We start from the raw sequence: 12,220 nt of genomic DNA, 5'->3' as shown, positions 1-12,220 counted from the left end.
GGCCCGAGCTCAGGCGTGCTCGACCACGGAGCGCGCGGGAACGCCCCCGGGTGTCGCCTCCTCGCTCGGTCGGCGCAGCAAGTAGAGCAGCGGGCCCACCGAGCCGAAGAGCACCATCAGCGGCACGTACGGCAGCACGCTCACACCGCGGCGTCGCGCGTCCTGGACCATCCAGAAGAGGACGAGGCCAAGGGCGATCGCCAAGTCGACCAGCATCGCGACGGTGCCGACGTTGTCGAGGGCGGCGCGGACGAAGCCGTCGTAGCCCATGGCGTACACCACGTAGGCGTTGAGCGCGGCGAAGTCGACGAAGAGCACGGAGAGCAACAGTTTCTGACGGGTCATGAGAACCTCCTGAGTGTTGTCAGGAGGTACAGCACGGGGCGTGCCAGCCGTGTTTCGTGCATGCTGCATGGGATGCGGTGCGCGGTGCGCGTTCGACGTTGCGTGCCTGCAACGCACGCCGTGGCCGGGACGCAACGCGGGGGGCGAGTCGCGTGACACGGAGCTTCGGGCGCCGCGGTCTGCGGGGCTCGCGTGGCGGGCACATCGAACGGTACGCTCTTCGCAAGGCGCTCGTTCGTGACCCATCCTCTGCCGACCTCCTCCGTGCGTGCCGGTTCGCTCTCGGGCGCGCTGCGTACCCCTGCCTTCCATGGGCTGCTCGGCTTCGCCGTGGGGCTCGTGGACCTCGGCCTGTTGGCCTGGCTCGACGTGCGCATGCGCTACGCAGACCACGACGTGCGTGTGCCGGTGGTGCTGCTGTTCGCCGGGACCTTCGCGCTGCTGGGCTACGCGGTGGGGCACCTGCGCGAAGCGCGGGTTCGCGCCGTCGCCGACCAGGAGACCATCCGCCGTCAGCTGATCGCCTTGCGCGCAGAGCAGGCTCGCGCGCTCGAGAACGAAGCGCTCGCCAGCGTCGGGCGCCTGTCCGCCAGCGTGGCCCACGAGGTGCGTAACCCGCTAGGGGTGATTCGTGCATCGGCGAGTGTGCTCCAGGAGGAGCTGCGCGACGGGGACGCCGACGTCGTGCAGGCGTGCGTCTTCATCCGTGAGGAGGTGGAGCGCTTGGACGGGTTCGTCGCGAAGCTGCTGGGCTATGCGCGGCCGAGCGCGTTCGCGACGACGGTGCAGGACCCCGCCGCGCTGCTCGAGCGTGTCGTCGCGCTGACGGAAGGACCTCCCGCCCAGCTGACGCTCGATGTGAGCGTCGCGCACGCCGCCATCGACGCCGAGCTGCTCCTCCCGGCGCTGGTCAACGTCGTGCAGAACGCGCGTCAGGCTGCCGCGTCCAGCGTGCGGGTGGCGGCGCGTGTGGAGGACCGGGCCCTCGTGGTCGAGGTTCGCGATGACGGTGCCGGTGTGGCCCCAGCGCACCAGGCGCGGCTCTTCGAGCCCTTCTTCACCACCAAGAGCACGGGCACCGGGCTGGGCCTCGCGATGGCCCACAAGCTCGTCACGGCCCACCGCGGCATGCTCGGGTACGTGGCGGACGCCGGGCTGGGTGAAGGGGGGCGGGGGGGCTGCTTCCGGATCATCCTGCCCGACGCGGAGGCCGCATGAGCGGGCGTGTGTTGGTCGTCGACGATGAGCCGCGCATGGCGGAGGTCGTACGCATGGTCCTACGCCGTGCGGGCCTCACGGTGGACGTGGCGTTGGGGGGCGAGGACGCGCTCTCGGCGCTGCGCGCGGCACCACCGGACCTGCTGCTGACGGACCTGCGCATGCCCGGCATGGACGGGCTCGCACTGATGGAGCAGGCGCGTGCCCTGGACGCCGAGCTCCCCATCATCCTGATGACGGCGCACGCGACGCTGCAGAACGCCATCGACGCGCTTCGTCTGGGAGCCCACGACTATGTGCAGAAGCCCTTCGAGAACGCGGAGCTCGTGGCGCGCGTCTCGCGGGGGCTCGCGTTGCGGGCGCTGACGCGCGAGAACCGCTACTTGCGGGGAGCCCTACTGCGGGAGCAGGGACCCGCGCAGGTCATCGCGGAGAGCGAGCCCATGCGGGCCGTATTGGAGCTCGTGTCACGTGTGGCGCCGAGCGACGCCACGGTCATGATCGAGGGCGAGAGCGGGGTGGGCAAGGAGGTCGTCGCGCGCGCCCTGCACCTCGGAAGCCCGCGCGCAGGCGGTCCATTCGTGGCCGTCAACGTCTCCGCCCTGGCCGAGTCCGTGCTGGAGAGTGAGCTCTTCGGTCACGAGCGCGGGGCGTTCACGGGCGCCCACGCGCGCAAGGCGGGGCTGTTCGAGCGAGCCTCGGGGGGCACCTTGTTTCTGGACGAGATCGGCGAGGTCGGACCGGAGTTCCAGGCCAAGCTGCTGCGCGTGCTGCAGGAGCGCGAGGTCACGCGCGTGGGGGGACTGGCTCCCGTGCGCGTGGACGTGCGGGTGCTCACGGCGACGCACCGGGACCTGCCGCGGGCCGTGGCGGCGGGGCAGTTTCGCGAGGACCTGTTCTTCCGCCTCGCCGTCATCCCCATGCGCGTGCCCCCTCTGCGCGAGCGTCGCGCCGACATCGCCCCTCTGGCGCTGCACTTCCTCACGCGCCACGGTGACGAGACCAGGCGTCCCCTCCGCTTCAGCGACGCCGCGATGGAGGCGCTCGAGGCGCACGCGTTCCCCGGGAACGTGCGCGAGCTGGAGAACGCGGTGCTGCGTGCGGTGGTGCTGGCGCGCGGGTCCGAGGTCCAGGTGGAGGACCTGATGCTGGGCGGTTCAGCCGTGGGGGCGGCGGGCCTCGAGCCGCCACGGCGAAGCGCCTCGGGCGAGGGCTTCGCGACGCTCGCAGCGCATCTCGACGCGGCGACCCGCGAGCACATCGCCGCCGCGCTGCAGCGCGCCGCGGGGGTGAAGCACGAAGCCGCTACGCTGCTCGGCGTCGAGCGGACCACCCTCTACCGTCTCCTCAAGAAGGGCGAGGGAGGATAGGAAGACGCGTGCGTGGCGGGGAGCTTCCAGCTGCACGGTGGCGCAAGGCGTTCGTCGCGCGGCGATCGCGAAGCGCAGGGGAGCCATCGACCACGCCTTCAGGGCGCGTGGCCGGACGCCGCCTCGCCCCACAGCTCCCGTAGCCGCGCGTCGCGTCCGCAGCCGAGGCGGTAGCGTTCGTAGTGAGCACGGTGTGTGCGGTAGAAATCCTGGTGGTAGTCCTCTGCCAGCCAGAACGGTCCGGCCTCGCGCACCTCCGTCACGACGGTGCGCCCTAGCGCTTCTGCCGCGGCGCGGAGGGCTGCCTGGGCGGCGGCGCGCTCTTCATCGCTCGCGACGAAGATGGCGGACCGATACTGTGTGCCTCGATCGCAGAACTGTCCGTCGTCCTGCGTAGGGTCGATGTTGCGTACGAACACCTCGAGCAGCCGTGCATAGGTGACCTGTGCGGGGTCGTAGATCACGCGCACCGCCTCGACGTGCCCCGTGTTCCCCCTGCCGATCTGCTGGTAGGTCACGTGCTCGAGCGCCCCGCCGGTGTAGCCAGAGAACACCTCGCCCACACCCGGGACGGCCTCGAGCGGGCCCTCCATGCACCAGAAGCAGCCTCCTGCGAAGACGGCTGCGCGCAGCGGGGGAGTCGGATCCTCGGCCAACCGCGTGCCTTCCCCGCTCTCTGCGTGTTCGCCGTCGCCGCTCGCGTGTGCACGGCCGCTCGGGGCGCGCGGTGGTGCCACGGGGTCGGAGCAGGCCAGGAACGAGAGCGCCCCCGCGATGGCGAAGCCGAGGCGGAGGCGACGTGGGGGCGGGCAGGAGCGGGGCGGGCGGCGGACCATGCCCACACTATGGCCCGTCGCGCGCATGGTTACGTCACGCTTCGTCGCGGCGGCGCACGACGTAGGTGTTCATCTGCTCCTCCTGCTCGAAGGTCGCGCGGTAGCGCGCCGCCTCCCGGGCGTTCTCGAAGGGCCCGATGCGCACACGGAAGAACACGCCGCGCTCACCGAGGTCGGCCTCGGTCACGAACGCGCCATGTCCACGGCCGCGGAGCGCCTCCGCGAAGATCTCGGCCTCTTCGCGGGTGCGGTAGCTGATCACCTGCAGCGTGTACAGACCCTCCGCGCCGACCGACGCGCGCGTGCGTGGCTCGCGCTGCCGAGCGACCGCGGGGAGCGCAGCCGCCACGAGGGGGTCGCCTCCCATGGCGAGGCTCAGGTCCCCGTTGTCCGGGCTGGCGGCCACCGCCGCTGGCAACGCCTGCATCACGACGTTCGTGTCCATCACGCCCAGCGCCGCGGGCATCTGCGCCATGGCGGCGGGCACGGGCAGCGGCTCGGGGTGGTTCAACTCGGCGGCGGCGGCGGCCAGCGCAGCCTCCACCTCGGGCCGCTCGTCGGCGGCGCTCGGCGTAGCGCTCAGGGTCTCGTGGAAGCGCAAGGCGCGGGCGTCGACGTCCACGTCTTCCTCGGCGGGGGCCTCGGCCCGCAGCTGGCTGCCGGCCGCGCGATCCAGCGCCGCGAGCGGGTCTTCGGCCTCGGCGGGGTCCTCGGCGCCAGCCTGGAGCATCGTGCCCATCGCAAACACCAGCATGACGGTCGCCAGCGCGGCCATCGCCAACATGCCCAAGCGGCGGCTCGAGCCGTCGTCGGGTTCGGTCTCTTGAATCTGCTCGAGGTTGCGCATCGCGGTGTCCATGTCTGCCTGCCTTCCGGTCTGTGGGGGCCGTAGGAGGTGATGTAGGACAACTCAGCACATGTGCGCAAAAAAACTACGTGTCATTCCGTGTGCGCTCGGTTCGGGGCGGGCGCGTCGGCCATGAGTGCCTCCACGAGCGCCTCGTCCGTCCACGCCCGCGCGGGGTCGGCGGCGTCGTTCGACGCGCCGTGTCGCAGCCAGGGCCAGTCGGGGCCCCAGTCGCGGCAGCCCAAACGCTGCTCGCGTAGCCCGCACGCCACCCGGACGTGAAAGTGGTCGGCGTGCGGGTTTCCGCGGCTGGGCTGGTGCAGCACCTCCCGGGCACGCGTGACCGCCGCGCGTTCGGGTTCGTGCGCGACCGCAAATCGAAGCAGCCGCGCCTTCAGACCGTTCGACACGAAGATCCACTGCACACGCGCCTCCTCATCCAACAGCAGCGAGCGCACCAGCGCCCAGTTGCGGGCGTCGTCGAAGAAGAACACGCGCCCTCGACGGCCGCCTTCATCGACCTCTCGCGCGGCTCCAAAGCGGTCGTAGGCCAGCCACCCGCGCCCACGGGTCGGTGTGCCGGCGGCGTCCGTCGCGTAAAAGATGACGTCTGCATCGCGACCCGCGCGGTGGCTCCCGTGGCGGGGGTGACGCCCACCGTCTGGAGAGGACAGGTCGCCGATGCGTAGCGGCGAGCCACCCGGGTGCCTCGCTTCGACGTACGCCGCTGCGCGGCTCAGCGCGCTGACCAGCTGTCGGGTGCCTGCCCGCGTCGCCTCCCCGGGTCTGGCGCGTACGAAGCCCGGCCCTCGCTCGGGCAGGTTCACCGGGTGAATGACGAGACCGTTGGACGTCGTGCCGAACGAGAAGCTCTCGTCCGCGGGCGTCTGCGGCGGGATGCAGCCGGCCGAGCAGGCCAGCCAGAGGCTGAAGGCCAGCGCGCGCGGCGAGCGCCCCTGCGTCGCGCGGGCCAGCGGCTATTCCCCTGCACCCACGAGGCGCCGCTCCAGCTCGCGCAGGAACCCGTCGACGCGCGCCTCCTCGGCGCCCCGGATGGCGACGCGCACGTGGTCTGCTGCGTCCAGCCGCACGGCCACGTGCCCGCGCCGGCCGAAGGGCAACACCCCCAGCGTGAGGTCGAGGAGCGCGCCGGTCAGCATCAACGCGCCGCCCGCCATGAGGAGATAGGTCTCCCCGGTGCGCACGCCCTCGGCGACCCACACGCCGCCAAGCAGCAGGCTAGCGCCGAAGGCGGCGGCCCCGAGCAGCAGGTGCGCGCGCGGGTAGCGCACCTCGCGCGAGGCCGCCTGCACGCTGCGCAGCGGGAACGTTTCGCGTGACCGGCGGACCTCCCGACCCATGAGCCGCGTCGTGCTCAGCACCTCCACGCCTGCACCACCGAGCTGCAGCGTGGTGTGCCGCCGGAGCGTGACGATGAACGCCAGCGCGCGACCCAGCCACTGGAGGGCGGCCCACCCGGAGAGCAGCCGGATCACGCCGCGCACGCCGCCTGGTGGCGCATGACCCGCGAGGCCCTGTACGGCGTGTGCGGTCGCGCCGCTGCTGACGCTCGGCGCTGCCATCGCCCTTACCACGCCGTCCGAGGCGTCCTCGGCGATGCGCTCCAGAATGCGTGCGCTCTCTGCCGAGCTGGAGGATCGCAGGCCAGCGCACCAGGCTGCAGCCCGCGCGGCTTCGGATGGGGTGGTGGCCTGCGCGCCGAGCAGGCGCTCTCCCACCTTGTCCCAATACGCGTCGGCGGCGTGCGACTCCAGGAGGCGGTCCACGAACGCGAAGACGGGGTAGCGCGTCTGCGTCTCGAGCCACAGCGCTCGCTCGGTCCAAGCAGCCATGACCTCGGCGCGCCGCGCGCCCGGCAGGTCGACCCAGTGCGACACGGCCAGCGCTGCGATCAGGGCATGGTCCACGTCCGACTCTGGCCCGCGCTCGAGGATGTCGAGCACGTTCCCCGACGCGAAGTCGGCGTCCGTGCGCGTGATGCCCGCCTCACGGACCCGCTGCGACACCGCGTCCGGGCTCAGGTGGCGTAGCTCCGACTCGGCGAGGCGCGCCAGCAGCGCGGCGGACAGCGCCGCCAGCGCTGGGCGCTGCGGGTGCGCCCGGACTTCGTCTGCGATCTTGTCGGCGAGGGTGGTCATACTGGCCAGGGTGATAGCACCGCTGGGCGCGCTGTCAGGGAGCGGCCGGGGCGCCTTCGGTGGGGGCTGGCTCGCTCGGGGCCGGCGCGGCCTCGGAGGCCGCCGGGTCGTCCGCGGGGGCAGGGGCTGGCGTCGCACCAGACGGAGGCACGAACATCCCGCCGGGGCCGTGCATGGGGCCGGGGGCACCTCCGCTCGCCGCGCCACCGAAACGCTCGGCAAGCGAGAACAGGTTCTCCACGCGCTCCTGCTGCAGGTCGAACGCGATGTTCACGTCCGTGCCGACCTGGTTCACGTTGACGCGGCGCAGCGCCGGGCCGATGGGACTCATCGAGATGATGGGCTGGTTCATGAGCATGTCCAGCTCCTCACGTAGAGAGCGCGTCAACACTTCGGCCGCCTCGCTGTCGCGCATGTTGAACAGCGCCCCGACCGCGAGGCCGACACTCACGCGCGCGCCGAGGCCGATGGCGCGGGTCGCCAGGAAGGGCTCGGCCATGCGCGCCACGTCCTCGCCGCGGCTCTGGGCCAGCTGACGCAGCGCAGGGATCCACGGGTCGGGGATGTGCGTGACGATGACGATCTCGCGGTCCCGCCCGATGGTGGTGTAGAGACGGTTGAGCAGCTCGTCCGACGACGCGCGTCCGCCTTCGTTGCGCACGGCCTTGATGACGGAGGTGACCGTCTCGACCTGACCCCACGCCAGCCCGCGCCGACCTACGAAGGCCATCACGGCTTCGCCGCGGCCGATCTTCACGGCGGGCAGCCCTTCGATCTCGGTGCGCTCCATCGTGGTGTCGGTCTCGGTGGCCGCCTGTCGCAGGCACTCGGCCACGCGCTCGTGCTCGAACGGCCCGCGGGCGACGAGGCCCGTGCGCTCCAGCTCGGCGCTGTCCCCCGCCACGAACAGGATCAGCTCCTCCAGCTGGTCCAGCGGGTCGAAGCCGCAGCGCTCCACCAGCGCGCGGTGGGCCGAGTCACGCCCCGCTTCCACCACCAACTCCTGGTAGAAGATGGACCGCCGAACGGCCGGAACGTCCATGCGCAAGAGGGCGCGCGTGCCGGCAGGAGCGGCGTCCAGCGCCTGGTCCGGCAGGGCGAGGTCCCGCGAGGTGTAGTAGATCAGGGCGCCGGCGATGCCGAGCACGGCCAGGCTGGCGAGGGTGGCTCGTTGTCCAATCAGGGTCACGGCGCGCAGGGTAGAAGGTTCGTAGGTACTTGGCGAGCCCCGTCGTACCCTGCTATGCGGCCGCGATGCCCTATCGCCCCATGACCCTGCGCGGCAAGCGCGTCCTGGCCCGCTGCGACGCCGCAGGCGCGCTCGTCGAGCAGGGAGGGCGTGTGGAGGTCCGCTACAGCCCGCGCGACGGCAAGGCGTACCACGCCTCGGCGCGCAACCTCGAGCCCATCGTGGGGGATGGCGCGCTTCTGCCCGACGACCACTGCGCGCCGGTGCGGGAGGCGGGCGCAGGGGGCTTCAGCGCGACCAAACCCGGCGCCTCCACAGGCGGCAAGCGCCCTAGCGCCGCGCGTGGCCGGGCGAGGGGCGCATCGGGATCGCCTCCCGACAAGCCCGCTCCGGGGGAGGTGCTGGCCTACTGCGACGGGGCCTGCAGCGGCAACCCCGGACCCGCGGGGGTGGGGGTCGTGCTGCTCCACGACGACGTGCGCTGGGAGCTCAGCGAGTATCTTGGGCAGGGCACCAACAACGTCGGTGAGCTGACCGGGGTGCTGCGGGCCTGCCAACAGACGCCGGACCCGTCGCGTCCCCTGCGCATCTACACGGACTCCACGTACTCCATCGGCGTGCTCCAGCAGGGCTGGAAGGCCAAGGCGAACCAGAGCCTCGTCGCCGAGTGCAAGGCCGCGCTCGCGCGTCTGGACGACGTCAGCCTGGTGTACGTGAAGGGCCACGCGGGCGTCCCACTGAACGAGGCGGCCGATCAGCTCGCCGTCGCGGCGGTGGAACGGCGCGGCACCCGCGGCTGGACGCGCACGGCCTGAGGCTCCTCCCGAAGCCTCGAGGCGCAGCGCGTGGTCCCCGCGTCGGACATCGGTGTCAGGTGAGGCGGTAGATGTCCCTGATCTCGTCGAGGATCTGCTCGAACGGGATCTCGAGGTCGCGCAGGAGTCCGTCGTGCAGGTCGAACACCCAGCCGTGCACGATGGGGTAGCCGTTGGCTGCGAACGACTTCTGCACGCAGGCGGTCTTGGCGACGTGGATGCACTGTTCCTGGACGTTGAGCTCCACCAGGCGCTTGAAGCGCTCGCCCTCGTCCTCGATCGTCGCGAGCTCGGCGCGGTGCAGCCGGTAGACGTCTCGGATCTCGCGCAGCCATCCGTTGAGCAGGCCGAGGTCCTTGGGCTGCATGGCGGCCTGTACGCCGCCACATCCGTAGTGACCGCACACGATGATGTGCTTCACCTTGAGCGCCTCGACCGCGTACTGGATCACCGAGTGGACGTTGATGTCCGTGTTGGGCACGCAGTTCGCGATGTTGCGGTGGACGAACACCTCGCCGGGCTTGAGGCCCATGATCGAGTTGGCCGGCACGCGGCTGTCGGAGCAGCCGATGTACAGGAAGTCGGGGTTCTGCTCGGTGGCGAGGTCCTCGAAGAAGGTCGCGTCGTCGGCGCGCATCTTGGCGACCCACGCGCGATTGGCGGCAAAGATCTTCTCGTACATTTTGTGCGGCAACGTTTTCTCCCTGAATCAGGCCTCGGGTGGCGAGGCGGGTCTGTAGATGTACCCTTGGTGTTGGAACACGCAGATGCGGTCGCGGCCGTCGTCCTTCGCTTGATAGAGCGCGCGGTCCGCAGCCTTGATCAGCTGGTCTTTGGTCTTTACGTCACGACTGGGGTACAGCGCCACCCCCACCGAGACAGTCACGGGGTACGACTGTCCGTCGATGAGCACGGGTTCGCTGCCGACCCCGCGCCAGACGCGGTCCGCCACGGTCAGCGCGCCCGTGAAGTGCGTGCTGGGCAGCACCAGCAGGAACTCCTCACCGCCGTAGCGCGCGACGACGTCAATCTCGCGCACGGCCTTGCGCAGGCGGGCGGCCACCTCGGCCAACACGCGGTCGCCGGTGTGATGGCCGAAGCTGTCGTTGAAGCCCTTGAAGTGGTCGATGTCGATCATCGCGCAGGCCAGGGGGTCGCGATAGCGCTCGGCGCGCTTGAACTCCTCGTTGAGGCGCGTGTGCAGGTAGCGGTAGTTGTAGAGGCCGGTCAGCTCGTCCAGCACCGCCAGCTTCTCGAGGCGGTGCTTGGCGTTGGTGACGTCGTCGTGCATCTGCTTGAGGCGCAGCATGTTGCCCACACGCGCGAGCAGCTCGCGCTCGTCGAAGGGCTTGCACACGTAGTCGTCGGCGCCGATGCGCAGCCCTTCGATGCGGCTGTCCATGTCGGACTTTGCCGTGACGAGCATCACGGGCACGAACGCGTCCTGCGTCATGGACTTGAGCAGGCGGCAGGTGTCCACGCCCGACAGCCCGGGCATGATGATGTCGAGCAGGATGAGGTCGACGCCGCCCTTGGTCAGCCGATCCACGGCGGCCTGACCGTGCTCGACGATCTCCACGTGGTGGCCGTTGCCTCGCAGCAGTCCACCGAGGAACTCACGGGTCACGCGGTCGTCGTCGACGACGAGGATGAGGGGGCGCGGGGGTTGGGAGTCGGACACGAGCCCTCAGCTTATCCCATCTCACGGGGGGCTGGGGCATCGATCCGAGAGGGTGTGGGGAGCGTGTGACACAATTTGTATCACAACGTGCTTGCGTATGTGTCACAGCGTGGTACAAGTCTTGTGTCACACGTTGTAACACGGAGATTCCCATGGAAACCCAGACGTCCACTTCCGCTCATCGTCCCGCGCAGCCCCGTACGCAGGGTCCCCGTCCCGGAGCGTCCACCCACGCGAGCGCCGCAGCGGCCCAAGAGCTGCGCGCCTGGCTGCAGGTCATGGACGCGGCCTTGCGGGTCATCGAACAGACCGCATGGGAGGCCCGCGCGCTGGCCGCGGAGTGGGCCCGTGCTGCGCGCGAGGACGTACTCCTCATGCAGCAGCGTCGCGATGAACTCGGTCAGCTCCATGCGCGGTTGGCCCGCGCCACCCAGTGTGGCTGGGTGCTGACGAAGATCGCGTCCGGCTACCGCTTCCACCTCACCCGCTCCGCGTTCACCACGCGGGCCAGCGCCGCGCGCGCGCTGACCAGGCTGCATGCCAAGAACGCCGTACGCTTCCGTGACCTGTGCATGGCCCAGGGGGGCGCGTTCCTGAAGGTGGGGCAGCTGCTCTCCGCGCGGCCCGACCTCCTGCCCAGCGTCTGGGTGGACACCCTGTCGTGCCTGCAGGATGCGGCGCCCCCCGTCCCCTCCGATCAGGTGGTCGCGCTGCTCGAGCGCGAGCTGGGGGCGTCGCTCGAGCAGCTGTTCGCGTCGTTCGAGCGGGAGCCGCTCGCGGCGGCCAGCATCGGGCAGGTGCACCGCGCCGTCCTGCACGACGGGCGCGCCGTGGCCGTCAAGGTGCAGCGCCCGGGCGTAGACGAGACGGTGGAGCTCGACATGGACCTGCTGGTGATGTTCCTCGACGGCATGAAGGCCATGTTGCCGCCCACCGACTACGACACGATCATCGGGGAGGTGCGCGCTCTCGTCCGCGCGGAGCTGGACTACGCCGCAGAGCTGGAACACACGGAGCGCGCCGCCGCGTTCTTCGCCGACGATGCGCGCATCGGCGCGCCACGCCCGGTCCGTTCGCACTCCACCGGGCGCGTGCTCACGACCGAGCTGGCGCCCGGCGTGAAGCTGACGACCGCGCTCGATGCGCTGCGCGAGCGCGCCCAGGCGGGGGACGCCGCGGCCGAGGGGGAGCTGGCCGAGGCGCTCGGGCTCCTGCTCCAGGCCTACGTGCGGCAGATCCTGGTGGCCGGTCATTTCCAGGCCGACCCCCACCCGGGCAACCTGCTGTACGACGGCGCGCACGGCCTGACGCTGCTCGACTTCGGCTGCTCCAAGGCGCTGGACGTCGACACACGCCGCGCCTACTTGAAGCTCGTGCAGGCCTTCGTGGTGTCGGACCGTGAGACGCTCGTCGGGCAGCTGCAGCTCCTCGGCTTCCGCACGCGCAGCGGCAGCGCCGACACGCTCTTGGTATTCGCGGACACGCTGCTCAAGGAGTTCCGCGACGCCCAAGCGACGGGCTCGCTGCGCTTCCGGCGCCCCGAGGACATGCTCGAGGAGGCCAAGCGCGTGCTGGCCGCGGCCGAGGCCGACCCGGTCGAGCGCATCCCCGAAGAGTTCGTGATGATCGCGCGGGTGTTCGGGACCATCGGCGGGCTGTTCTCGCACTACGAGCCCGAGATCGACTTCGGCCGGCACGTCTTGCCCACCTTGATGGTGGCGATGACCGAGGCTGCCTGACGGTTCGCGGGGATGAACCGT

12 protein-coding genes are annotated in these 12,220 nt (G+C 70.9%); 4 read left to right on the top strand and 8 right to left on the bottom strand.

Annotated features, from left to right (window positions below):
* Positions 1 to 9: 9 nt before the first annotated feature.
* Positions 10 to 345, bottom strand: a complete 336-nt coding sequence (locus tag H6726_25865; protein ID MCB9661101.1) for a DUF2834 domain-containing protein — start codon at positions 343 to 345, stop codon at positions 10 to 12.
* 237 nt (positions 346 to 582) lie between these two features.
* Between H6726_25865 and H6726_25860 the strand changes: the two genes are divergently transcribed.
* Complete coding sequence (locus H6726_25860; GenBank protein ID MCB9661100.1) at positions 583 to 1,563, top strand: ATP-binding protein; 981 nt, start codon at positions 583 to 585, stop codon at positions 1,561 to 1,563.
* Positions 1,560 to 2,933 carry a sigma-54-dependent Fis family transcriptional regulator gene (locus H6726_25855; GenBank protein ID MCB9661099.1) on the top strand — a complete coding sequence of 458 codons (1,374 nt, stop codon included), beginning with the start codon at positions 1,560 to 1,562 and terminating at the stop codon, positions 2,931 to 2,933. The genes H6726_25860 and H6726_25855 overlap by 4 nt, the downstream gene beginning before the upstream one ends.
* A 98-nt stretch (positions 2,934 to 3,031) precedes the next feature.
* Here H6726_25855 and msrA read toward each other — a convergent pair whose 3' ends face one another.
* The 5 genes from msrA to H6726_25830 all read right to left on the bottom strand — a co-directional run bounded on the left by msrA (position 3,032) and on the right by H6726_25830 (position 7,964).
* On the bottom strand, positions 3,032 to 3,769 hold the full coding sequence (gene msrA, locus H6726_25850) for a peptide-methionine (S)-S-oxide reductase MsrA (GenBank protein MCB9661098.1): 738 nt from the start codon (positions 3,767 to 3,769) through the stop codon (positions 3,032 to 3,034).
* Positions 3,770 to 3,803: 34 nt separating this feature from the next.
* Positions 3,804 to 4,628 carry an SPOR domain-containing protein gene (locus tag H6726_25845; protein MCB9661097.1) on the bottom strand — a complete coding sequence of 275 codons (825 nt, stop codon included), beginning with the start codon at positions 4,626 to 4,628 and terminating at the stop codon, positions 3,804 to 3,806.
* Positions 4,629 to 4,708: 80 nt separating this feature from the next.
* The gene (locus H6726_25840) at positions 4,709 to 5,443 is read right to left on the bottom strand and encodes a penicillin-insensitive murein endopeptidase (protein ID MCB9661096.1); all 735 of its coding nucleotides are present in this window, start codon (positions 5,441 to 5,443) and stop codon (positions 4,709 to 4,711) included.
* 150 nt (positions 5,444 to 5,593) lie between these two features.
* Positions 5,594 to 6,775 (bottom strand): hypothetical protein, encoded by a 1,182-nt coding sequence (locus tag H6726_25835; protein ID MCB9661095.1) that lies wholly within the window; start codon positions 6,773 to 6,775, stop codon positions 5,594 to 5,596.
* Between the two features lie 34 nt (positions 6,776 to 6,809).
* The gene (locus H6726_25830; GenBank protein ID MCB9661094.1) at positions 6,810 to 7,964 is read right to left on the bottom strand and encodes a hypothetical protein; all 1,155 of its coding nucleotides are present in this window, start codon (positions 7,962 to 7,964) and stop codon (positions 6,810 to 6,812) included.
* Positions 7,965 to 8,029: 65 nt separating this feature from the next.
* Between H6726_25830 and H6726_25825 the strand changes: the two genes are divergently transcribed.
* Positions 8,030 to 8,779, top strand: coding sequence for a ribonuclease HI (locus H6726_25825; GenBank protein ID MCB9661093.1), 750 nt, complete (start codon positions 8,030 to 8,032; stop codon positions 8,777 to 8,779).
* A 55-nt stretch (positions 8,780 to 8,834) separates the two neighbouring features.
* Here the strand turns inward: H6726_25825 and H6726_25820 are convergent, their stop codons facing one another.
* On the bottom strand, positions 8,835 to 9,461 hold the full coding sequence (locus tag H6726_25820) for a carbonic anhydrase (protein ID MCB9661092.1): 627 nt from the start codon (positions 9,459 to 9,461) through the stop codon (positions 8,835 to 8,837).
* A 27-nt stretch (positions 9,462 to 9,488) separates the two neighbouring features.
* The gene (locus tag H6726_25815) at positions 9,489 to 10,460 is read right to left on the bottom strand and encodes a diguanylate cyclase (protein MCB9661091.1); all 972 of its coding nucleotides are present in this window, start codon (positions 10,458 to 10,460) and stop codon (positions 9,489 to 9,491) included.
* Between the two features lie 152 nt (positions 10,461 to 10,612).
* On the opposite strand from H6726_25815, the gene H6726_25810 reads away from it, so the two are divergent.
* The gene (locus H6726_25810; GenBank protein MCB9661090.1) at positions 10,613 to 12,199 is read left to right on the top strand and encodes an AarF/ABC1/UbiB kinase family protein; all 1,587 of its coding nucleotides are present in this window, start codon (positions 10,613 to 10,615) and stop codon (positions 12,197 to 12,199) included.
* Positions 12,200 to 12,220: the final 21 nt, after the last annotated feature.

It is taken from the genome of Sandaracinaceae bacterium (genome assembly GCA_020633055.1).
Taxonomy (GTDB): Bacteria; Myxococcota_A; Polyangia; order Polyangiales; family Houyiibacteriaceae; genus JADJJE01.
The sequence above is the reverse complement of the archived record's forward strand: the minus strand, read 5'-3'. Positions and strand labels throughout refer to the sequence as shown.